At 69.2% G+C, this 22,134-nt stretch carries 16 protein-coding genes and 1 pseudogene; 12 read left to right on the top strand and 5 right to left on the bottom strand.

Annotated elements, in window-relative coordinates:
• Positions 1–70 precede the first annotated feature (70 nt).
• Entirely contained in the window at positions 71–994 is a 924-nt protein-coding gene (locus B7K26_RS10585; protein WP_084079142.1) for a LysR family transcriptional regulator, read from the bottom strand.
• Positions 995–1,155: 161 nt separating this feature from the next.
• Here B7K26_RS10585 and hpaD point away from each other — a divergent pair, with 161 nt between their 5' ends.
• From hpaD to B7K26_RS10570, 4 genes and pseudogenes are all read left to right on the top strand, one after another.
• Positions 1,156–2,154 carry a 3,4-dihydroxyphenylacetate 2,3-dioxygenase gene (gene hpaD, locus B7K26_RS13135; RefSeq protein WP_234998785.1) on the top strand — a complete coding sequence of 333 codons (999 nt, stop codon included), beginning with the start codon at positions 1,156–1,158 and terminating at the stop codon, positions 2,152–2,154.
• A gap of 24 nt (positions 2,155–2,178) precedes the next feature.
• Positions 2,179–2,943, top strand: a pseudogene (locus tag B7K26_RS13130) (hypothetical protein); the annotation flags it as partial.
• Complete coding sequence (locus tag B7K26_RS10575; protein WP_084079141.1) at positions 2,940–3,728, top strand: fumarylacetoacetate hydrolase family protein; 789 nt, start codon at positions 2,940–2,942, stop codon at positions 3,726–3,728. The pseudogene B7K26_RS13130 and the gene B7K26_RS10575, both read left to right, overlap by 4 nt.
• On the top strand, positions 3,713–4,531 hold the full coding sequence (locus B7K26_RS10570; RefSeq protein ID WP_084079140.1) for an HpcH/HpaI aldolase/citrate lyase family protein: 819 nt from the start codon (positions 3,713–3,715) through the stop codon (positions 4,529–4,531). The genes B7K26_RS10575 and B7K26_RS10570 overlap by 16 nt, the downstream gene beginning before the upstream one ends.
• Before the next feature lie 5 nt (positions 4,532–4,536).
• Here the strand turns inward: B7K26_RS10570 and B7K26_RS10565 are convergent, their stop codons facing one another.
• Positions 4,537–6,207 (bottom strand): DUF389 domain-containing protein, encoded by a 1,671-nt coding sequence (locus tag B7K26_RS10565; RefSeq protein ID WP_084079139.1) that lies wholly within the window; start codon positions 6,205–6,207, stop codon positions 4,537–4,539.
• Positions 6,208–6,366: 159 nt separating this feature from the next.
• Here B7K26_RS10565 and B7K26_RS10560 point away from each other — a divergent pair, with 159 nt between their 5' ends.
• Positions 6,367–7,812 (top strand): sugar transferase, encoded by a 1,446-nt coding sequence (locus B7K26_RS10560; RefSeq protein WP_084079138.1) that lies wholly within the window; start codon positions 6,367–6,369, stop codon positions 7,810–7,812.
• Between the two features lie 98 nt (positions 7,813–7,910).
• Positions 7,911–8,720 (top strand): L,D-transpeptidase, encoded by an 810-nt coding sequence (locus B7K26_RS10555; protein WP_084079137.1) that lies wholly within the window; start codon positions 7,911–7,913, stop codon positions 8,718–8,720.
• Positions 8,721–8,830: 110 nt separating this feature from the next.
• On the opposite strand, the gene B7K26_RS10550 is transcribed toward B7K26_RS10555, so the two are convergent.
• Positions 8,831–13,015 (bottom strand): hypothetical protein, encoded by a 4,185-nt coding sequence (locus tag B7K26_RS10550; protein ID WP_084079136.1) that lies wholly within the window; start codon positions 13,013–13,015, stop codon positions 8,831–8,833.
• Between the two features lie 260 nt (positions 13,016–13,275).
• Here B7K26_RS10550 and B7K26_RS10545 point away from each other — a divergent pair, with 260 nt between their 5' ends.
• The 5 genes from B7K26_RS10545 to B7K26_RS10525 all read left to right on the top strand — a co-directional run bounded on the left by B7K26_RS10545 (position 13,276) and on the right by B7K26_RS10525 (position 18,378).
• Positions 13,276–16,137, top strand: a complete 2,862-nt coding sequence (locus B7K26_RS10545) for an FAD-binding and (Fe-S)-binding domain-containing protein (protein ID WP_084079135.1) — start codon at positions 13,276–13,278, stop codon at positions 16,135–16,137.
• Positions 16,138–16,139: 2 nt separating this feature from the next.
• On the top strand, positions 16,140–16,691 hold the full coding sequence (locus B7K26_RS10540) for a hypothetical protein (RefSeq protein ID WP_084079134.1): 552 nt from the start codon (positions 16,140–16,142) through the stop codon (positions 16,689–16,691).
• 112 nt (positions 16,692–16,803) lie between these two features.
• Positions 16,804–17,373 (top strand): hypothetical protein, encoded by a 570-nt coding sequence (locus B7K26_RS10535; RefSeq protein ID WP_084079133.1) that lies wholly within the window; start codon positions 16,804–16,806, stop codon positions 17,371–17,373.
• Between the two features lie 64 nt (positions 17,374–17,437).
• Positions 17,438–17,911: a CAP domain-containing protein gene (locus B7K26_RS10530; RefSeq protein WP_084079132.1), complete on the top strand. Its 474-nt coding sequence runs from the start codon at positions 17,438–17,440 to the stop codon at positions 17,909–17,911.
• Positions 17,908–18,378, top strand: a complete 471-nt coding sequence (locus B7K26_RS10525) for a CAP domain-containing protein (protein ID WP_159449674.1) — start codon at positions 17,908–17,910, stop codon at positions 18,376–18,378. Before B7K26_RS10530 ends, B7K26_RS10525 begins: the two co-directional genes overlap by 4 nt.
• A gap of 7 nt (positions 18,379–18,385) precedes the next feature.
• Here B7K26_RS10525 and B7K26_RS10520 read toward each other — a convergent pair whose 3' ends face one another.
• Positions 18,386–18,925 carry a low molecular weight phosphatase family protein gene (locus B7K26_RS10520; RefSeq protein WP_159449673.1) on the bottom strand — a complete coding sequence of 180 codons (540 nt, stop codon included), beginning with the start codon at positions 18,923–18,925 and terminating at the stop codon, positions 18,386–18,388.
• Positions 18,926–18,965: 40 nt separating this feature from the next.
• On the opposite strand from B7K26_RS10520, the gene B7K26_RS10515 reads away from it, so the two are divergent.
• Positions 18,966–20,735 (top strand): DUF4012 domain-containing protein, encoded by a 1,770-nt coding sequence (locus tag B7K26_RS10515; RefSeq protein WP_084079130.1) that lies wholly within the window; start codon positions 18,966–18,968, stop codon positions 20,733–20,735.
• A 19-nt stretch (positions 20,736–20,754) separates the two neighbouring features.
• On the opposite strand, the gene B7K26_RS10510 is transcribed toward B7K26_RS10515, so the two are convergent.
• Positions 20,755–22,110, bottom strand: a complete 1,356-nt coding sequence (locus B7K26_RS10510; protein ID WP_084079129.1) for a polysaccharide biosynthesis tyrosine autokinase — start codon at positions 22,108–22,110, stop codon at positions 20,755–20,757.
• Between the last annotated feature and the right edge of the window lie 24 nt (positions 22,111–22,134).

Below are 22,134 nucleotides of genomic sequence, written 5' to 3'. Positions count from 1 at the left end.
TCGCCTCGTCCTTGAGGCGACCGTCGGGTCCCGGCGACCCTGCATCGGCCGCCGTCATGCCTGGCAGGGATCATATCGCAGATCGTGTGAGATCCGGGGGAGCGGCGGTCTCCAGCAGGCGGCCGATGCGCGCGTCGCCCTGCGATCCCGCGCGCGTCACGAGCAGGGCGGTGAGCGGCGTGGGGGCCGGGTCGAGGGGCCGGGTCGCCACCGCGAAGCGGCTGAGCGCCGTGGGGGTGGGGCTCGGCAGGATTCCCCAGGCGAGGCCGGTCTCGATCAGCGGCAGCGAGGTCTGGATGGTCTCGGCGGTGCGGACGCGGCCGGGGACGACGCCGTGGCGCTCGAGCGCTGCGTCGACCGCCTCGGGAAGGCTCGCGACGCCCGGCGCTCGGCGAGGCAGCACGAGCGTGCGGCCGGCGAACTCGCCCAGGGGGAGTGGCATCGGCGCCTCGGCCATGCCGGGGGGCAGGACGGCTACGAGGGGGATCTGGCGCCACGGCGTGACGGCGAACTCGTCGGCGTAGCGGGCGGCGAAGCGCGCGGCATCGGCCACCTGGATGGCGGCCACGTCGGCCTTGCGTTCGCGCAGCATGTCGAGGGCCGTCCACGGGGCGGGCGCGACGAGGTGGAGGTCCACCTCGGGGGCGGCGGCGGCGTGGCCGGCGATGAGTTCCGGGATGGGCCCCCACAGGAGAGTGGGCACGGCGGCGAGCGTCAGGGTGCCGGCTAGCCCGGCCTCGTAGCGGGAGAGGTCGGCGGCGATGTCGTCGACCTCGGCCAGGAGGCGGTGGGCGCGCTCCACGAGGGCGCGGCCGGCGTCGGTGGGTTCGACGCCGCGGCCGGAGCGATCCAGGAGGCGCACGCGGAGGTCGGCCTCGAGCTTGCGGATGGCGACCGAGAGTGGGGGCTGCGACATGTGCAGCGCGGCCGCGGCGGCGGTCAGCGAGCCGTGCTCGACGACGGCGACGAAGTAGCGAAGGTGGCGCAGTTCCACTGCGGTGCTCCTCTCGGCGGCGGTGCTCTCACGGCGAACCGTGAAGACGTTAACTTATAGCGAAAAACTATCGCAGCGCGAGCAAAGACGAAGTTCCGCATATGGAGTCCCGCGCCCACACTGGACCCAGAGATCACCGTCGATCAGCAAAGGAGCCAGTGATGACGCTGCCCGTGACCAACCATGACCCCGCCTTCGACATCACCCGCGCCTCCCACGTGCGCCTGGGGTGCACCGACCTCGAGGCGAGCCGCGATTTCTACCGCGACACCATCGGCCTGGTGGTCACCGAGGAGACCGACCACGCCATCTACCTGCGCGGCCTCGAGGAGTCGGCCCACCACTCGCTCGTGCTCGAGCGCAGCGGCGAGGCCAAGGCCCACCGCGTCGGCCTCAGGGTTCGCGAGGCGCAGGACGTCCTGAATGCCGAAAAGTACTTCAAGGCCGTGGGCGTGGAGCACGAGCGCGTCGAGCTGGAGCACCAGGGCCCCACCCTGTGGTTCCGCGACCCCGTCGGCACCCTTATGGAGATCACCTCCGAGATGAGCCTCGTGGAGCGCAAGATGGCCGCGTTCGACGAGTTCGTCGCCGGCGCCCCGCAGCGACTCGACCATTACCAGGTGGTCACCTACGACGTGCAGGAGGCGACCGACTTCTGGACCGGCCTGGGCATGCGCATGTCCGAGTACACCGCAAAGGACGGCACCGACGAGCTGTGGGGTTCGTGGATGGAGGTCAAGGGCAACACGCACGACCTCGTCTTCACCAACGGCCGCGGCCCACGCCTCCACCACTTCGCGTTCACGGTGCCCGACGCCACCCACCTCATCCACGCCGCCGACGTGGCCGGCGCCCGCGGCTTCGGCCAGGAGATCGACCGCGGCCCCGGCCGTCACGGCATCTCCAACGCCCTGTTCCTGTACCTGCGCGACCCCGACCAGCACCGCATCGAGCTGTTCACCACTCACTACCAGTTCATCGACCTCGAGGACGAGCCGATCCGCTGGGACGTGTCCAACCCGCGCCGCGCCCAGCAGTGGGGCATGCCCGCGAGCCGCCGCTGGTTCTTCGAGGCCAGCGAGTTCCCCGGCGAGAACGTGCTGGACCCGACCCTGACCGCCAACCCCGATACCCTCGAGGACTACCTGCAGCTCCACTAGGAGAGGCACGGAGAGGAAGCCATGACACCGACGTCCGCCTCGACCCCGGCATCGGCCACCCGCCTGCCAGGCCGGCTGCGCGAGAGCCTCCACGCCGCACCCACTGCGGCGCTGTCCACCGAGCTGCGCAAGCGCGGCCTCGAGCACACCGTCATCGAGGGGCTCACGGCCCTCAACCCCGGCGAGAAGCTGGTCGGCGTGGCCCGCACCCTCAGGTTCATCCCGCTGCGCGAGGACCTGTTCGCCGAGCACGCTGGCGGGTACAACGCTCAGAAGCGCCTGTTCGACTCGGTGGGCGAGGGCGAGGTCATCGTGATCGAGGCGCGCGGCGAGACCGGCTCGGGCACCCTGGGCGACATCCTCGCGATCCGCGCCAGGACCCGCGGGGCGGCCGGCATCGTCTCCGACGGCGGGGTGCGCGACTGGGACGCCGTCGCCGGCACCGGCCTGCCGGTCTACGCGGCGGGGCCGCATCCGTCCGTCCTGGGGCGCCGCCACGTCCCGTGGGACTTCGACGTGACCGTCGCGTGCGGCGGGGTCGCCATCCAGCCCGGCGACATCCTGGTGGGGGACGCCGATGGCGTGGTCGTCATCCCTCCCGGCCTCGCCCAAGAGGTGGCCGATGCAGCCCTCGCCCAGGAGGACAAGGACGCCTGGATCGCGGCGCGGGTGGCCGAGGGGCACCCCCTCGTGGGCCTGTTCCCCATGAACGAGGAGTGGAAGGCGCGCTACGCGCGCGAGGTCGACTCCAGCAGGGACGCCTCGGCGGCTGCAGGGGAGGGCGCGTGAGCCTCGACCCCGCCACCATCTCCTCGCTCGCCGCCGAACTCGCCGCAGCCGACCGCGAGCACGGCGTCATCGACCGCATCACCGCGCGCTACCCGGACGCGACGGTCGAGGACTCGTACGCGATCCAGCGCGTGTGGCGCGACCAGGGCCTGGCCGCCGGCCGCGTGATCGCGGGCCGCAAGATCGGCCTCACCTCGCGCGCCATGCAGGCAGCGACGGGCATCACTGAACCCGACTACGGGATCATGTTCGCGGACACCGTCGTCGCGAGCGGCGGGGAGATCCGCTCCGCCGAGTACTCGAACGTGCGCATTGAGGTCGAGCTCGCCTTCGTGCTCAAGGAGCCCCTCGAAGGGCCCGACTGCACCCTCGAGGACGTGCTGACCGCCACCGAGTACGTCACCCCCGCGCTCGAGGTCCTCAACAGCCACATCGCGCTCGAGGGCCGCACCATCGTCGACACCATCGCCGACAACGCCGCGTACGGCGCCATGGTGCTGGGCGACACCCGCGTCGCTCCCGGCGACGTGGACCTGCGCTGGGTGGCCGCGCTGCTCGCCCGCAACGGCGTCATCGAGGAGACCGGCGTCGCCGCCGGCGTCCTCGGCCACCCCGCCACGGGCGTCGCCTGGCTGGCCAACAAGATCCACCCGCACGGCGACCGCCTCGAGGCCGGCGAGACAATCCTCGCCGGCTCCTTCACGCGGCCCGTGTGGGTCCAGGCGGGCGACGAGGTGACCTGCGACTACGGAGACCTGGGAGTGATCACATGCAGCATCGTCTGAGCCCTACCCTGCGCGACCGCCTGGCAGCCACCGACCGCGCGCTCGCGGGCGTGTGGGTGTGCTCGGGCTCGCCGCTGGTGGCGGAGATCTGCGCCGGGTCGGGCGTGGATTGGCTGCTCATCGACATGGAGCACAGCCCCAACGGGCTCGAGTCCGTTCTCGCGCAGCTGCAGGCCGTGGCCGCGTACGACGTCACCCCCGTGGTGCGCGTGCCCAAGAACGACCCCGTCCTCATCAAGCAGGTGCTCGACCTCGGCGCGCAGAACCTCATGATCCCCATGGTCGGCTCAGCGGCGGAGGCTGCAGCGGCGGTGGCAGCGACGCGCTATCCGCCTGGGGGCATCCGCGGCGTGGGCTCCGCGCTCGCGCGCTCGGCGCGCTGGAATCGGGTGGAGGGGTATCTGGCCGATGCCGCCTCGCATATTTCTGTGGTGGTCCAGGTGGAGACGGCCGATGCCGTGGCCGCCGCCCGTGACATCGCCGCCGTCGAGGGCGTGGACGGCGTCTTCGTGGGGCCGTCCGACCTCGCCGCGTCGATGGGGCTGCTGGGCCAGCAGTCGCACCCCGACGTGGTCGCGGCGGTGCTGCGCGCGTTCGCCTCGGTGAGCGAGGCGGGCACCCCCGTGGGGGTCAACGCGTTCGTGCCGTCCCAGGCGCGCGAGTATGTCGAGGCCGGCGCGCGGTTCGTGCTGCACGCCGCCGACGTCGCGATCCTCGCCCGCGCCACCGAGGCCGTCGCTGCCGAGTGGGGCGAGCCCGAGGACCCGGCCGGGGCATCGGCCGAGCCGACAGCGTCGTACTAGTCGCGCTAGTCGCGCCGCCAGTGCGGCGTCACGGAGGCCGCGGGCACCGAGGTGACCTCGATGGGCGTCATCTGCACGGTGACGGCCAGCGGCAGGAAGAGCTCGTCGACCAATGCCTGCTGCAGGTCCTCGATGGCGGGTGGGTCGCCCTCGCCGATGAGCGCGACGGTCACCTCGGCGTCCTCGACGGTGATGGACTGCACGGCGATGGCCGAGTCCTCGCCCAGCCAGTCGTCGACGACGCTCTGGGCGCGGGCCTGCGTCTGCGCGGTGGCGAGCAGTCCCTGCGAGGTGAAGATGAGAGGCACGAGGATCACCGCGGCGAGGGCGACGAACGGGACCACCGTGGTGAGGATGCCGGGGGCGCGCCGAGCGAGGACGCTGGGGTGCGCGAATCCCGACAAGACGAACACCACGCACGCCGCGAGGACGATCGCCACGAAGTTGGTGAGGAACAGCACGAGTGCGCCCACCGCATCGTCCGCCCGCCCGCCTCCCAGGCAGATCCCGACGACCGCGAGCGGCGGCACCAACGCCACCGCGATCGCCACGCCGGCGATGCCCGAGGCGACCCGTCGGTCGACCGTGGCGAAGGCCCCCGCCGCTCCTGCCGCGAGGGCGATGAGCATGTCGAGCAGCGTGGGGTTCACCCGAGAGGTGATCTGAGAGTTGGTGTCGAAGGCGATGGCCACGGGAGCCCAGGCGGCCAGCGCATACGCGAGCCCCACGGCGACGCTGGCGCCGAGAACAACGTGAAGCGCCGAGTCCACGGCGCGGCGCCGCCACCCGTTGACGATCGCGCCGGCGAGCCCCAGGATGGGGGCCATGAGCGGCGCGACGAGCATGGCGCCGATGACCACGGCCGTCGAATCCGCCAGTACCGCGTACGTTGCGATGGCGACGGACAACACCAGCATCACCCACCAGGCGGCCCGCTTGGACAGGCGCTCGGGGGACTCAAAGTAGAGCGACTCGGCGAGCTCGGTACGGCGCTCGACGCCCACATCGGCCGTCCTGATGGAATCCCACAGCACGGCGGTGACGGGGGCGGTCGCCGGGTCCACGTCGGTGACGATCTCGCCCTCGACGCGGCGCAGGCTCCAGGTGATGAGCACCAGCCCGAAGACCACGGCGGCGACGGCCGTGGCGGCGATGGCCGTCGAGCTGACGGTGCGGGGCGCGATGACGCCCAGGGTGCCCACTGCCACGGCGGTGATGCCGCCGGTGACGCGCAGCCCGCGATGGGTCACGTGGCGGCGCACCAGCGCGGCGACGATGACGATGAGGCCGCGCACCACGACGTAGACCCCGGCCGCCATGATGACGAGCGCGAGCTCGATTCCTGCGCCATCCTCGACGAACACCGTGATGGTGCCGAGCGCGATCGCGAGGGCGAGCGTCGAGACGCCGCGAGCGATCGCGACCGCACGGTTGCGGGCACGCGCGAGGCGGCGGCGCCCCGTCAGCGCAAACCACAGCTCGGCGATGCCCGATGTCGCGACGGCCAGGCACACCACCACGCCGGCGGCGAGGGTCGAGACTCCCGGCATGACGAGCACGGCGACCCCGGCGATGGTCGCCACCAGGCCCTTGATGGCGACCGGATGCGCGAGGGCGGTGAGGCCTGTGCGGGCGCGCGCCCGCAGGGAGTCCTGCGCGAGTCGCCGGTCCGGCATCGGCCTCCCCCTCCGCTTGTGGCACATCGTATGGCGCGGGCTCGGCGGGCGCGCGATGAGGCATTTGTCGTGCTTTTCCGCGCCATTTTTGATCCCTTTCGCGAGGGCGATATGGCGGTAGTGTGTGAAAGTCAGGGTCGATCGTGAGGGGGATCGCTCGTGGTGCACACACACCGCCAGCCCATGCGCGGGGAAACGGGGTGGGCGAAAACCTACGAGCGGCGGCTTGCATGGACAGATGCCTTCGTCGTCACGCTCACCATGGTGATCGCGTACGGAGTTCGTTTCGGATGGGAACCACTCGTACCGGTGTCGGGCGACAATGCGCCGGCATATGTCCTGGTGATCTTCGTGATCGCGACGGTGTGGATCCTGCTCTTGGGGTGGATCCGTTCGCGAGACGCAGCGGTGCTGGGTCATGGTCCGCAGGAATTTCAAAGGGTGCTACAAGCCTCGTGGCTCACTTTTGCGTTCGTGGCAGTCGCCGGATTCCTGACCCAATGGCAGATCAGCCGGGGATATCTCCTCTTTGCGCTTCCCTTGGGGACGTGCGCTCTCGTCGTGTATCGCGCGGCATGGCGTTTTTTCATGCATGCCCAACGGGACCGGGGTGAGCTGCAGGCACAGTGCATCGTGGTGGGCCCGCCCGCGACGGCGCAGCAGATGGTGACACGCCTCCACGCGCAGCCGCGTGCCGGGTACGCCGTCATCGGAGTCTGTCTTTCGGGGGACGTCTTGGGACGTCGCGACGACCTCGAGGGCATCACCGTGCTGGGCCCGGCCGCGCAATCCGCGGAGGTTGCGAAGGCGGCGGGGGCCGAGTACGTCATCCTCGCGGGCACCGACGCGCTGTCGCTGCGTGAGACTCAGCATCTGGGTTGGCAACTCGAAGGCACGGGTATCGGGCTCGTGGTCGTGCCATCGATTTTGGACGTGGCCGGCCCCCGCGTCTCCTTCAGCCCTGTCCAAGGACTGCCGCTCATGCACGTCGACGCGCCTCGCTTTCGCGGCGGCCGATACGTCATGAAGGAGACCGTTGATCGTGTGTTGGCCTTCCTCTTTTTGACGGTGCTCGCGATACCTATGGGGGCTGTCGCCGTCCTCGTCAAGGCGACGAGTCCGGGACCGGTGCTCTTCAAGCAAGAACGCATCGGTCGCGATGGTCAACCGTTTTGGATGTACAAGTTCCGCTCGATGGTGCCCAATGCTGAGTCCCGCCTGGAGGAGGCCATGGGGGGCGAGGTGACGGTCTTTTACAAGAACGACGCGGACCCACGAGTGACGCCGTTTGGCCGGTTCATTCGCCGCTACTCGATTGACGAGTTGCCGCAGCTCGTCAATGCGTTGAAGGGTGATATGTCTATCGTGGGCCCACGTCCTCAGGTCGCGGCCGAAGTCGCCCAGTACGACGATGCTGCCTACCGGCGACTCTTGGTGAGGCCCGGCATCACAGGTCTGTGGCAGGTTTCCGGACGCTCGGCGCTTTCCTATGAGGAGTCGATCCGGCTCGATGCCTATTACGCCGAGAACTGGTCTATCGCCGGTGACGTGGTGATCATCTTCCGCACGGTGTGGGCGGTCCTTGCGGGCCGCGGCGCCTACTGAACCGTCGTGTGGATCGAAGTGACGGTGTAGCCGTGGGTGGCGTCGCTCATTAGTCTGAAGGGGTGCGCCGTGAGGGCGGCGCCGGCCTGGAGGGGAACATGCGCGGACGCCCACTGTGGGGCGCGGCACTCGTCGGAGTCGCCGCCCTGACCCTCGCCTCCTGCACGTCGGACACCGACCCCGCGCCGAGCGCCTCGTCCTCCGCCATTCCCAGCGTCACCGCCCCCGAGGTCTCGACGAGCCCCGACTCGGGCATCGCGTCCGTCGCGGTGACCAGCGAGATCGCCACGGCCCCGAGCGGCAGCCTTGACCTCTACGACGGCCCCGGCGGGACGCTCGCAGACACCATCGATGGGGCGGACGTCCTGTCCGCCCCCGATCAGACGCCGCTCGTCTTCCTGGTGAAGAAGCACGTCGACGACTGGCTCGAGGTGTACTTGCCGATCATGCCCAACGGCTCGACCGGCTGGGTTCCCGCGGCCGCCGTGGACATCGCGACCACCGACTTCCGCATCGAGGTCTCCCTCGACGACTACACGCTGACCCTCTTCGACGGGGCCGATGCGGTGGTCACCACCGAGGTCGGGGTCGGCCGCGAGGACCGCCCGACTCCGGGCGGCGTCTACTACGTGCGCGAGCTCTTGCAGCCGCCCAACCCCGATGGCCCGTATGGGCCGTATGCCTACGGGCTATCGGGGTACCAGCCGGTGCTCGATTCGTTCAAGGGCGGCGACCCGATCATCGGCATTCACGGGACCAACGAGCCCGAGTCTCTGGGCTCCGATGTCTCCTCCGGCTGCCTCCGCGTCGACAACGACGTGATCACCGAGATGGTCGTGGACTACGGGGTGCCGCTGGGCACCCCGGTGTATATCGCCGACGGCTCGGCCGCCGGCACCGCCGCCTGAGCCGCGTGGCTTCGCGCGCCCCACGCCATGCGCTAGCCCCGCACAAGGCGACGCCCGCCCGCGAGGCTGAGACTCGCGAGCGGGCGTCCTTCGGCTGAACGTGGGGGGAATCAGCCGGTGTAGGTGATGTCGTCGACCCGGGCCGCGGTGGGCGCCGGCGCCTCGGACACCACAGGGGGTGCGTCGAGAACCTGGGTGGTCACGGGTCCGGCGACGCAGGTCGCGGTGGGCGGCGGGTAGGCGACGGTGACGGAGAACGTCGGGTTGACGTCCGCCCTCACCGTGACGCCGTCACGGGTCCACCCGTAGTTGATGTTCGGGTCCTCAATCTCGACCCACTCGCCCGACTCGTCGAGTCGCCATCCGGGCCAGTTGGTCGCGGTGAAGGTCGACGAGTCGGTGGGATCCACCTCGACGCCCTCCTCGGTCGGCGTGACCTCGGCTCCCGGCCACAGCAGGTAGCCCTCGCCGAACGCCACCTCGACGATGTAGTCGAGCGAGTCGTCGTAGCCGGCGTCGCCGGGGTCCATGCCTTCGTTGTCGGGGTGGACCCAGCGGATGGTCACCGGTGTCGGGTCGTCGCGGTCGTAGTCGGCCTGGTCGTCGGGGTCGTTCAGCTGGACCGAGTAGCGGACCCACGGGGAGTCAGCCACGCAGACCGAGTTGATGACGGATCCCGCGAGGGTCGGCTCGGTGGGGGTGGGGCAGCCGTTGTTCTCCATCGACTCGTCCCACAGGATGTACGCGTCACGGTTGGCGTCGTACTCGGCCGCTGTGATCTCACCGGCCTCCCAGCCACCGTCGTCCGTGGCCTGGCAGATCTCCACGGGCGGGGGGCCATCGCACTCGGGGCTGGCGAGCGGGTAGGCGGCCTCGGTGGTGGTGGCCGGGTTGACCTGGATCAGCACCTCGACCCCGTCGCCCGAGCGGGTCCAGCCGTAGTTGTCGAGCCCCACGGACTGGTACGAGCCGTCGGCCAGGACCTCCCAGCCGGGCCAGCCGATGGCGTTGCCCTCGGAGTCGACCTCACCGCCGGGCCACAGCGTGTAGCCGGTCCAGGTGTGCACGCCATTGGCGTACGCGTAGGTGATGGTGGCGTACGGAGCCGTCGCGCTGGGGTCCTCGTAGGTCCCGCCGCCCTCCGGAGTCTGGAGCGGGATCTCGCGGACGTAGTCGGCGCCGCCATCGCCCTCGGTGTCGTTGGCGAAGGTCAGGGTCGCCGTCTCGGGGATGGTCACCTCGCCGTAGGGGTCGTTCAGCTGCACGGTGTAACCCAGGAAGGGCACGCCGTCCTCGCAGACCCCGGTCAGTACGGTGCCATCCACGTCGGCGCAGCCGGTGGGCTCGTCCACGGTGAACTCCGCCGTGTAGATTCCCAGCCCGCTCTCGACGGCCGATGCCTCGACGCCGCTCAGCTCGCTCGGCAGCCACTGTGCGACCACCCGGTACTGGCCGGCCTGGTCGACGCTGCCGCCGAAGGTGCCGCCGGCGCCGCGCGTGAGGATCTCGCCGATCTGCCCGAGGTCGGTCCAGGTCTCATCGTCGAGACGCTCGAGCCGGAACCCGACGCGCTCGTGAGCGGAGGACAACAGCACGTCGTAGCTGAAGGTGCCACCCTCCTCGGTGCAGATCTCCGAACTGTCTACGTCGATGTCCACCTCGGGGATCACCGGCTCGCAGTCGAACTGGCTCAGCAGGTAGTGCTGCCAGCCCTGCGTCCCGTCGAACGTGACCGGGAAACCGTAGAAGACCTCGTCGATCGCGTCGATGATGTCCTGGGCGTGCTCGCCGTGGTCACCCTCGAAGGCGAAGTCCCACTGCTCGGCCTCGTCGTTCCAGGTGGCGGTCCACGCGGTGGTGAGCATCTCCCAGGTGTCGTCGTCGATGGCGTGGCACAGGTCCACCTCGCCGGACGGCGTGAAGCAGGAGCGGGAGTCGCCCGTCCAAAGGGTGTGCTCACCCTCCGAGTACTCGCTGCTGGGGATGACAGCCATCTCGTAGGTGGGCTCCTCGCCATCCGTCATGACGCAGATGGGCGTCTGCTCGCAGTCGGAGTCCAGCAGTGCCTGGCCTCCGTCCCCGAGGTTCTGCCCGGGGTAGGAGATGACCGAGCCGTACTGGGTCACCGAGAACGGCGCCACGATGTCGTCGGGGTCGACGCCCGGGTCGAACGTGAGCACCCAGGCCCCGTCCTCCCACACGGCGCTCCACCCGACGGCTCCGAGCATCCAGCCGCCCTGGCCGTCGGCCGTGCAGACCTCGGTCGTGCCGGAGGCGTCGAAGCAGTCCTCGGGGTGGCCGGTCCACAGGGCGGGCCGCTCGGAGACGGGGAGCGCCTGGTAGTCGGCGACCTCCATGGAGCCTTCACCCCAGCCGCCCTCGGTCTCGACGCAGATCTCCATCGGCGGAGGCGCGCATGGCCCGGAGTTGGCGATCTTCACGATCCAGTGCTGCTGGTCGGGGTTCCAGATGGTGGTGTCGGAGGGGTCCTTGCCGGGAAGCCACGTCAGCTTGCCAGAGGAGCGGTGGGCGGCAAGCGTGGCGTGGTCTGTGGATCCCTCGATCTTGTAGCGATCGATCTGGCGCCACTGGTCCGCCTCGCACACCGGCTCGCCGCACGCCGGGTCGGCGAGGACGGCGTCGTAGCTGACGCCCTCGGCCAACCAGTACTGCGGGAAGTGGATGTCCCACACGGGCTTCTGGTAGCCGGCCACGAGCCCGGTGGAGTTCTCGATCTCCCAGCACACGAACACGTAGTAGTAGCAGTTGGTCACGGAGCCGGATTCGAATCGGATCTCGTAGCCCAGCGCCTCGGCGGCCGCGATCTCGTCGGCCGTGAAGTCGGCGCAGACCGGCGGCTCGCACAGCGAGTCGGCCACCACGGTGTAGTCGTCAACATCCTTCACGGGGATGTCGGTGAGCTTCTCGTAGCCGCCGCCCGACTTCTCCACGCAGATGTCGATGACGCGCGAGTCGCAGTCGACCTTGGGCCAGTCGTCGAAGTTATTCACCTGGAGGAAGGACACGCGGTAGTTGTCCTTGCCGTACCAGGCCTTGAACTGGCCAGTCTCGGTGAAGTCGACGGTGTGGCTGGTGCCCCACTGCGGCGTGGTGTTCGAGTCTTGGTGCCAGCTGAGCGACAGGGTGTCGCCCGTGGGCTGGCCCGAGGAGTCGAGTGCCGTCAGCGTCATGTTGATGTGCTGGCCGTCGAACCCGGCGGGCCAGTAGGCGGTGACGGTGGTGCAGGTCACCTCGCCGCGGGTCTCGCCACAGGTGGCGGGGTCGTAGAGCTTGTCCGACTGCGGGTTGAAGGTATCGGCGTTGATGGTCACCTTCTTGCCGTCGCGGCAAACGTCGACGGTGTTGTTTCCGTAGCAGTCGTCGGCAGGAACCTTGGTGACCTTGCCCGTCTCCCTCTTCTTCTCCGGGGACACCTTCACCCAGTCGCCGCCAGGATCGGTCACCGACCACTTGGTCTCGGAGCCGCCCTCGGTGGGGGCGACCTTCCACTGCGACTTCCTGTCGCCCCAGTCGGAGCCCTTCGGAGCTGCGGGCTCGGTGCCGTCGGTCGTCCAGGTGGAGGCCGTGGGGCCCGGGTAGTAGACGGTGTAGGTCTCGCCGTAGCGGTACGGGGCGGACTTGCCGCTCGGCCCGCCGTACACGGACAGGTTCACGGTGCCCGTGGGGGCGATGCCGTCGAAGCGCTCGGGTTGCTTGTGCTCGGGGAGCTCGTACCACGTGTTGGCGTCGCCCTTGACCCAGGTGTTGTCGCCCTCGACGTACCAACCCTTGAGCTCCTTGCCCTTCTTGAAGATCGCCTCCCAGCGGTACTCCTTGACGCCCTCGGTGCCCTCCCATTCGCGGATGTACTGGTACTCGTACTCCTTGACCTCGTCGTAGCAGACGGGCACGTCATCCTTGGGCAGGCAGTAGATCCAGTGGGACACGTCGGGGTAGCGGCCATTGGAGGTGTTGGGGGCGGAGGTGTAGGAGCCGCCGGCCTGCGCGTACTGGTAGTCGCGGTAGCCATCGTTGCCGCCCTTGACGACCAGTAGCGAGACGTCCTTGTCCAGCTGCACGGCCTTGCCGTCGGCCACCAGATGGCCCACGGCCGATGCCCCTCCTGGCGGATCGACCTTGGTGCAGGTGAGGCCGGGGTTGCGTTCCTCCCAGTAGCGAGTGTTGTTGGTGTTGCCCGGGTTACCGTCGTCCGCGACGGCCGCCGGAGCGGCCCACCCCACGAACGCCAAGCACACCACGGTGGCGACAGCCGCAATACGAGTCCTCAGCTTCATTGCTACCTCCCACGCCGCGGCTGGTACCCCCCTGGCACCCCTCAGCGCCGCGACGCATAACTCGACGGTAGTGAGATTTCTCACACCGTCAACTGGAACGTGTGACAGATGTGAAGGATGTGACAAGAGAATCGCCATGTGACGAAAGTCACACAACCGTGATCCTCGACGCCCACCTCGGGCGAGGGGCCCGGCTACGGGCCGGCACGCGCCACGCACACACGCCCGGGCGCACGGCCGCGCCTGAGGACGGTGGAACAATGGCGCGCGTGACCATCGCCCCGGAGATCGCCGACCTCGCCGCGCATCTCGACGCGCGCGTCGACGGAGAGGTGGACGCCTCAGCCCGCCGCCGCGCCGAGTATTCGACCGACGCCTCGAACTACCGGGTGCCTCCCCAGGTGGTGGTCTTCCCCCGCGACGCCGACGACCTCGCCGCCGCGCTCGCGGCCGCCCGCGACCTCGATGCCCCCGTCACGATGCGCGGCGGCGGCACCTCCGTTGCCGGCAACGGCATCGGCCCCGGCGTCGTCATCGACACCAGCCGCCACATGAACCGCGTCCTCGACCTCAACGTCGAGGAGCGCACGGCGCGCGTCCAGCCGGGCCTGGTCCTCAGCGAGCTGCAGAAGGCCGCCGCGCCCCACAACCTCAGGTTCGGCCCCGACCCGTCGACCACCAACCGTGCCACCCTCGGCGGGGTGATCGGCAACAACGCCTGCGGCCCCCACGCGGTGGCGCACGGCAAGACCAGCGACAACGTCATCGGCCTCGACGTCATCACCGGCGATGGCCGCCGCATCGCCGCCGGCCGCAAGGGCGTCAGCGCAGTCGACGGCCTCGACGACATCATCCGCGCCAACCTCGCGCTCATCCGCACCGAGTTCGGACGTTTCGAGCGCCAGGTGAGCGGCTACTCCCTCCAGCACCTGCTTCCCGAGCTGGGGGGCGACCTCGCCAAGTTCCTGGTGGGCACCGAGGGCACGCTCGCCACCACGCTCGAGGCGACGGTGCGGCTGGTCCCCATCGCCCCCATCCGCCTCACCGTCGCGTTCGGCTACGAGGACATGCCGGCGGCGGCCGATGCCGTGGTCCCCATCATGGCCCACAAGCCCCACGCGGTGGAGGGCCTCGACGCCCGCCTCATCGAGCGCATCAGGACGGCCAAGGGCGACCAGGCCATCCCGGCGCTGCCGCCGGGCGCCGGCTGGCTGTTCGTCGAGGTGGGAGCGGACACCGAGGAGGAGGCGCGCGCCATCCTCGCCGCCATCACGGCCGATGCCGGCACCACCTCCGTCCGCGACCTCGAGGATCCGAGGGAGGCGGCAAGCCTGTGGGCCATCCGTGCCGATGGCGCCGGCCTCGCCGGCCGCAGCGCGGACAACAAGGAGTGCTGGCCCGGCTGGGAGGACGCGGCCGTCCCGCCCGAGCACCTGGGCACCTACCTGCGCGAGTTCGACACGCTCATGGACAGCCACGGCGTCACCGGCCAGCCCTTCGGCCACTTCGGCGACGGCTGCATCCACGTCCGCCTGGACATCCCGCTGCAGGACGACGGCCGCCCCCTGCGCGCCTTCATGGAGGACGCCGCCGCGCTGGTGGCGCGCCACGGCGGCTCGCTGTCCGGCGAGCACGGCGACGGCCGAGCCCGCGGCGAACTCCTACACACGATGTATAGCGCCGAGGCCCTCGACGTGATGAGGCAGGTCAAGCGCCTGTTCGACCCGGCCGGCCACCTCAACCCCGGCATCGTCGTGGACCCCGCGCCGCTCGACGCTGACCTGCGCCGCCCCGCGGCCCCCGCGACACCGGCGACCACCGGCTTCGCCTTCGCGCACGACCACGGCGACCTCACCGAGGCGCTCCACCGCTGCACCGGCGTGGGCAAGTGCAGGGCCGATGCCATCGGCGGCGGCAGCGGCTTCATGTGCCCCAGCTACACGGCCACCAAGGACGAGAAGGACGTGACGCGCGGCCGCGCCCGTGTGCTGCAGGACGCGATCAACGGCACGCTCATCGGCGGGCTGAAGGCCCCCGAGGTGCGCGAGAGCCTCGACCTGTGCCTGAGCTGCAAGGCGTGCTCGTCTGACTGCCCCAGCGGCGTCGACATGGCCGCCTACAAGTCCGAGGCGCTGCACCGCACCTACAAGAACAGGCTGCGCCCGGTCACGCACTACTCGATCGGCTGGCTGCCGCGGTGGCTGAGGGCCATCGGCATCGCGCCGGGACTCGTCAACGCCGCCCTCAAGCCGCGCTGGATCCAGAAGACCGCCGTGTCCCTCGCGGGCATGGACACGCGCCGCACCCTGCCGCGCTTCTCCACCACTCCCTTCAGGAAGTCCGATGCCGCCAAGGCGAGGCGCGCCGCCTCGCCCGCCGGGGCATCGGCCGCCCGCACGGAGAACCGCGTGGTGCTGTGGGCGGACTCGTTCACGGACGGGCTGGACGCGCAGATCCCCGAGGCGATCGTGACGGTGCTCGAGGACGCCGGCTTCGACGTGGTCATCCCGGAGGCGAGCGCCTGCTGCGGCGTCACCTGGATCTCCACCGGTCAGCTCGACGCCGCGCGCCGCCGCCTCCAGGACCTCCTCACGGTGCTGGGGCCGTACGCGGTCAACGGCATCCCGATCATCGGGGTCGAGCCGTCCTGCACTGCCACCCTGCGCGGTGACCTCACCGAGCTCTTGCCCGATGACCCTCGCGCTCACGCGGTGGCGCGCGGCACGTTTTCCCTGGCCGAGGTGCTCACGGGGCGAGCGCCCGCCAAGCCACGTGAGGGGTGGAGCGTGCCGCGACTGGACGACGTCACGGCGGTGGTGCAGCCGCACTGCCACCAGTACTCGGTCACCGGCTTCGCCGCCGACCGGCAGCTGCTGAAGGACGCCGGCGCGACGGTCACGGAGACTGCGGGCTGTTGCGGACTTGCCGGCAACTGGGGAACGGAGAAGGGGCACTACGACACGTCCGTCGCGGTGGCCGAGAACTCCCTGCTTCCCGCGCTGCGCGAGGCCCCCGAGGGCGCGATCTACCTGGCCGACGGCATCAGCTGCCGCACCCAGGCAGAGGACCTGCACGGCACCCGCGGCCGCCATCTGGCAGAGCTGCTCGCCGAGCGGATCTAGGCGTGTCGAAGGCGTGGGTCCGCCGCTTCGCATGGCTCGGCGTGCTGGTCATCGCCGTCGCGGCAGCCGGGTGGCCGCTGTACGTGAGTCCCGGCTCGGACCAGCCCGCCGCCACGGACGTGGCCTACGTGATCGGCCCGCCCACCGACGCCCGCATGGAGATGGCACTCGCCATGCTTGAGGAGGGCCACACCTCCACGCTGATGGTGTCGCTCGACCCCGCGGCCACGGAGTACTCCCTGGCCCAGGCGGCCTGCGCGGGCGGCACCCCGTTCTCCGAATACACGGTCCTGTGCGACCGCCCCGAACCCTTCACCACACGCGGCGAGGCCGAGTGGCTCGCGAGCGAGGTCGCCGAGCACGACTGGACGTCGGCAGCGGTCATCACCTTCACCCCTCACCTGAAGCGCGCCGAGCTGTACGTGGAGCGCTGCTTCGGCGGTGACCTGGCCATGATCGACTCCGACGAGCCGCTCACGCCGTGGTACTGGGCGTACCAGTACGCCTATCAGACGGGCGCGTTCGTGAAGGCGGGGCTCGCGCTCGGCTGCTGATCCTCCCGGATGGTCGGCCCTTCATTCACCCTTCCCGACGGGGAAGGCTCCTGTTACAGTCGCCACGAAGGACGATGGCGTTCGTCAGGACTCGTGAATTTGAGGGGACATCATGAAGCTCCGCAAGACGCTTGTTGCGGCCGCAGTGGCCGTCACCGTAGGAGTCGCGCCCGCGACGACGGCTTCGGCCGCCACCGATTCGTATCCGAGTGCGGGCGATGTGCTCACGATTTCCGGAGCGTTCGTTCCCGGCGGCACCATTGGTGTCACCGTCAACGTCGATCGCATTCCGCAAGAGGTCATCGACTTTGTTCGCGACAATGGCGTCTACCTGCAGGTGACAGTGGGCTCCGGAGACGTGACCATCGCCGGGTCGTTTACGTCGGAGGTGAAGTCTGCGGCGGGGACGACGGTGAGTTTCAGTGCCACCTTGCCTGAGGCGGACACGTCGGTGTCAGGCTCGGTGAATTCCGCCGACGTTGTGCTCGATACGTTCGCCGCCGATATTTCCGGCGCAGCGTCAGTGCCCGTCGACGAGGCGGGAACCGATGGCGATGGAACCGCTCTTGACGACGGCCTCACGGCGACCGGGTTCGCTCACCCCGGCGTTGCCGCGGGTGCTGGGTTGCTGCTGGTCGCGGGAGCCGGAGCGGTGCTGGTGGCCGCGCGCCGGCGCGCGTAAGGGCCATCGCTCGACACGGGTAGGGCCGTAGGCTAGGGCGGTGCCTCACCGTGCCCGTCTCCTTATGGTTCTGACCGCGGCTGCCGCGCTCACTGCGTGTACCCAGTCGTCCGCTGCGGTCGATTTGCCGTCCGCTGCGGAATTCGAGACGCAGGTCCTCGACCAGGTGAACGCCTTGAGATTCGCCGAGAATGTGTCGTCCCTTGAGTTGAGCGACTGTCTCGTCGGCCACGCGCGTTCCCGCGCCGCGAGCCTGCCGGGCGCCACCGAGGTGCCGCAGGAGGACCTCCCTGCCGACTGCGGTGACTACGACTATGCCGGCGAGAACATCGCACGGTCGGACCAGAGCCCGTCGCAGGTGGTGGACATGTGGGCTGGGGAAGCGACGCAACAGCCTAATCTCGTCGATCCCGCATTCGTCGTCGCGGGGGTGGGATGCGTGCCGGTAGCCGCGGCCGACAACTCGCGCGTGGCGGAAGGCGATGAAGACGTGGCGGGAATGGCGTGTTCGATGATCTTCCAGGGATACAGTCCGTGACGAAGAGGGCGCTGCGAGGGTGCCTCGTGGCCGTGATCGTGGCGGCCTCGACGGCCTCATGTGCTGGTCAGGCGGCGGCCCCCCAGGCCTCGGAGGCAGGGACGTTTGCCCGCGAGCTGTTTGACGGCGCCAATGCCGAGCGCGTCGCTGGAGGCCTTGCGCCCCTCGAGTGGCAGGACTGCGTCGCGAGCGTGGCGGTCGAGCGCGCGGAAGCCGTGAGGGATTCCGGCACGCTAGAGCATCAACCTCTGCAGGCGCCGTGTGCGGCGAAGGCGATGGCCGGCGAGAACCTGTCGCTGTCCAGCGCCACGGCCGCAGAGGTGGTGGCGCGGTGGATGGAGTCGCCCGGGCACGAGGCGAACATCATGTCTGACGCCTACATCACTGGTGCGGTCGGTTGTGCCGCAGACGACTCCCGATGGGCCTGTTCGTGGCTGGGCCAGGGGCCGCCCGTTGATGCCGGTTGAGCGGACGTCAGTCCGCAACCCACGCGGAGATGGCACGCGCGCGTTCGGCGATGGCATCGTACGCATGGCGGTAGGCGTCTCGGCTCCCGCCGTAAGGATCGGGAATGTCGAGCACGGGCGCTCCTGCCAGCCGGGGGCGAAACGCCTCAAGCGCTAGGGGAATCGTCGCGAGTCGCGTCTCGAGCGAGGCGCCATCGAGCTCAGCGTTCGCCCGAGCAGCGCGCGCGATCTCGTCGAGCAAGAAGGTCCGACGGAGCACGCGCGGGAATTCACGGACGATGCGCCTCCGATGCTCAGCCGCCAAAGCGATCACCAGGTCCGCCTCCTCGACGTCCGAGAGCGACAGTTGTCGTGCGCGATGGTGGTCACCGTCCACTCCGTCAGCGCGAAGCAAACCGAGCAAGGTCACGGGTATCGGCTCCCCGATCAGCGCGTGCGTGCCGGCGCTCGAGACGCTCGCCACACCCTCCAGGTAGTGTCTGAGCAACAGAGCAGCGACGGGTGAACGGCAGAGATTGCCGGTGCACACGGCGACGATCTTGACCACGGTTCGGCCCCCTTGAGCGGCCCCGCGAAGGAGCAGGAGAATGGTGCCCAACCTAGTCGCTCGCGAGCCGCGTACCAAGAGCCCGCGTCGTCGATGGGTCGGGGCGGCCTTGGGGCTGGGCGTTGCCGTGATCATCGGGGTCACGGCGTACGACGGGTACCGTGCGGCCGTCGCGACGGCCGATCTTGAGGCTCGCGCGAGCGCGCTGTCCGATGCGGTCGAGGCGCGCGACGAGGGTTCGCTCCTCGAAGCCGTGGAGGGGTTGCAGGAATCGGCGCAGCAATTCGACGCTGCCGTCCACGGACCGCATTGGTGGGTCGCTGCTCGCGTGCCGTGGCTCGGTGACCAGGTCGTCCCGCTCCAGCGCGCATCCCAGGCGGTTCGCGCGATTGCCGACGATGCTGCGGTCCCACTCGTCGACGCCGGTGGGCTCGCGCTCCTCGAGTCGCCCGCGGTCGTCAACGGACGGGTCGACCCCGATGCCCTGGAGCCTTATCGTGACGTGCTTGCCGCCGCCGCCGCTGTGCTTGACGAGCAGGCCACCGTGCTGGCCGCGACCGAGCTCGACTCGACCCTGGCGAGGGTCCGGTTACCCTTCGAACGGTTATCGGGAGAGGTTTCCGAGGTCGCCAGCCTCGTCGATGCCGCCCACGCGACCGCCGAGGTGTTGCCCGCCGTGCTCGGAGGGGAGGGGCCGCGCCAATACGTGGTGATGATTCAGAACAACGCCGAGCCGCGCACGTCTGGTGGCATCCCCGGTGCAGTGATGGGGCTGACCGTCGACGACGGGCGTTTCTCCGTCGGCGAGTATGTGGCGGCCGCGAGCATGGCCGACACGTCACAGGACGTTGCCGCACTCACCGAGGACGAGAGGCGTATCTTTTCGGCGAGGATGGCGCGTTTCCCCCAGGACGTGAACTTTACCCCCGACTTTTCTCGTGCTGCGCAGTTGATGGCGGCGTTCTGGAAACGGGAGACGGGCGTGCAACCCGATGGGGTGGTCTCGGTTGATCCGGTCGCGCTCGAGTACATGCTCGCAGGAATGACTCCGTTCAGCATCGGAGACATCCAGATGTCGTCCGAGACCGTCGCGCGAGTGATGCTGAGCGAGGTGTACTGGCAGTACCCCACCAACGAGGGCTCGGATGCCTTCTTTGCGATGGCGGGGCGGGCGTTGTTCGACACGTTGATGTCGGGCGAGACCGCCGTCATCGATGGGGCGGCGCGCGCCGTCGGCGAGCAGCGCCTCCTCGTGTGGAGCGCGCACGAGGACGAGCAGGACATCCTTCGTGGGTTACCTCTCGCGGCATCGTGGCGCGACGAGCCCGATGCCTTGGGCGTCTTTATCAACGATGGTTCGGGCTCGAAGATCGGGTACTACCTCAGGAACGACGTATCGGTGTCAGAACTGGTGTGTGGTGACGGCGAGCTCTCGGGGCAAGACGTCACCATTCGCCTGTCCCACACCTACGACGGAGACGTGACGGAACTCCCGAAGTACGTCTCGGGAGCCGGCGAGTACGTGCCCGAGGGTGACATGCAGGTCAACGTCCTGGTCTACCCGCCAACGGGCCTCGTGCTGGCATCGGCACAGGAAGACGACGCCATGGCATCACTCAACAGCGAGAGTCACGATGGGCGCCTGGTCCTCTCCACGACGGTCACCTTGTCTCCAGGGGAGTCTGTCGTCCTGTCGTATGGCTTGACGGCGACGACTGCGGACCTGCGGCGCGGCGACGTTGTGGTGACTCCCGGGGCACATGCCGACACTCCCACGGTGCGCCGGGGCGTCTCTCAGGGGCGCTGCTGAGCGGCGCCGGAGTGCCGCGCTACGTCACCGACGCGTAGCCATAGCGGCCGTAGCCATGTGCATCCGGCCCCTTCGTCGGCAGCATGGTGAGGGCGATGCCTGACACCGGCGCACCGACGTTCTCGAGGGCGCCGAGCGCGCCCTCAAGTTGACGCATCTTTGTTCGTCCCGCAGCGCAGAGGACAAGCGTGCCTCCCGCGAGCCTGGCGAGTACTGCGGAGTCGGTGACCGGGAGGATGGGTGCACCGTCGAACAGCACCGCGTCATACTCCGCCTGCATGTGCTCGATGAGTTCGGCCATGGCCGTTGACCCTAAGAGTTCGGAAGGGTTCGGCGGAACGGCTCCCGCAGGGAGGAGATGGAGGTCGGTCCGACCCCACCGTTGCGTCGCGTCGGCCAGCGCGACGTGTCCGACAAGGACGTCGGTCAGGCCCAGGCCTCCCTCGATGCCCATGTACTCAGCCATGCGAGGTTTGCGAAGGTCCGCGCCCACCAACAGCACCCGCGCTCCAGCGTCAGCCAGCGCGATCGCGAGGTTCGCGGCGGTGGTGCTCTTGCCCTCGCCAGGCAGGGCGCTCGTCACGACAAAGGTTCGGTGGCGGCCGGCATCGAGAAACTGGAGATTCGAACGCATGGTGCGGAAACTCTCGGCGCGCGGGCTGTGCGGGTCGGCGCTGACGGCTAGAGGAACCTCCGACGCCTTCGCGTCGTAAACGATTCCCCCGACGACCGGCGCCGACGTCATCGACTCCACGTCGAATTCATTGTGGACTCGCGTGTCGAGCGCGCGCCGGGCGAGTGCGGTGCCGACTCCGAGCGATAGCCCGATGATGAAACCCACGGCGATATTCAAGGGCAGACGCGGCGATGTGGGTGAGTCCGGAACCGACGCTTCCTCGACCAGCGACAAACGGATGGGTGATTCGGCAGTCGAGTCGTTCGCCTCGATCTCCTCGACCAGCGCGATCAGCGAGCGCGCGGTCTCGGTAGCGAGTGATGCGGCAAAGGCCGGGTCTTCGTTCGTGGCCGTAATGTCGATCACTGACGTATTGATCGGCGCCGAGGCGAAAATCATCTCGCGCAATCCGCTGGTCGAGATGTCGATGCCGAGCGCCTCTGCGGTGGGTTGCAGCACCGCAGTCGTGTGAATCAGATCGATGTATGTCGCCACGCGTTGCGTGGTAAAGCTGTTTCCCTGTTGGAGGTCGGAGACGGAGTCCGTGTGGGAGGTCGAGACAAAGACCTTGGACGACGCCGTATATGTCGGCGTCGCAACGAGGCCGAACGTCACTCCCAAGGCGGTTCCGAGCACCGTGAATGCGACGATGATGATCCAGCTTTTGCGGAGTGCCTTGAGGTATTCCTGGATATCCACGCCGACACTCTCTCCCCTAAAGCG

The organism is Demequina sp. NBRC 110057 (genome assembly GCF_002090175.1).
GTDB lineage: Bacteria > Actinomycetota > Actinomycetes > Actinomycetales > Demequinaceae > Demequina.
The sequence above is the reverse complement of the archived record's forward strand: the minus strand, read 5'-3'. Positions and strand labels throughout refer to the sequence as shown.

Coding starts and splice junctions, on each gene's coding strand:
- hpaD (WP_234998785.1), top strand. CDS start 1,156: ATGACGCTGCCCGTGACCAACCATGACCCCGCCTTCGACATCACCCGC.
- B7K26_RS10570 (WP_084079140.1), top strand. CDS start 3,713: ATGCAGCATCGTCTGAGCCCTACCCTGCGCGACCGCCTGGCAGCCACC.
- B7K26_RS10565 (WP_084079139.1), bottom strand. CDS start 6,207: ATGCCGGACCGGCGACTCGCGCAGGACTCCCTGCGGGCGCGCGCCCGC.
- B7K26_RS10555 (WP_084079137.1), top strand. CDS start 7,911: ATGCGCGGACGCCCACTGTGGGGCGCGGCACTCGTCGGAGTCGCCGCC.
- B7K26_RS10550 (WP_084079136.1), bottom strand. CDS start 13,015: ATGAAGCTGAGGACTCGTATTGCGGCTGTCGCCACCGTGGTGTGCTTG.
- B7K26_RS10545 (WP_084079135.1), top strand. CDS start 13,276: ATGGCGCGCGTGACCATCGCCCCGGAGATCGCCGACCTCGCCGCGCAT.
- B7K26_RS10535 (WP_084079133.1), top strand. CDS start 16,804: ATGAAGCTCCGCAAGACGCTTGTTGCGGCCGCAGTGGCCGTCACCGTA.
- B7K26_RS10530 (WP_084079132.1), top strand. CDS start 17,438: ATGGTTCTGACCGCGGCTGCCGCGCTCACTGCGTGTACCCAGTCGTCC.
- B7K26_RS10515 (WP_084079130.1), top strand. CDS start 18,966: ATGGTGCCCAACCTAGTCGCTCGCGAGCCGCGTACCAAGAGCCCGCGT.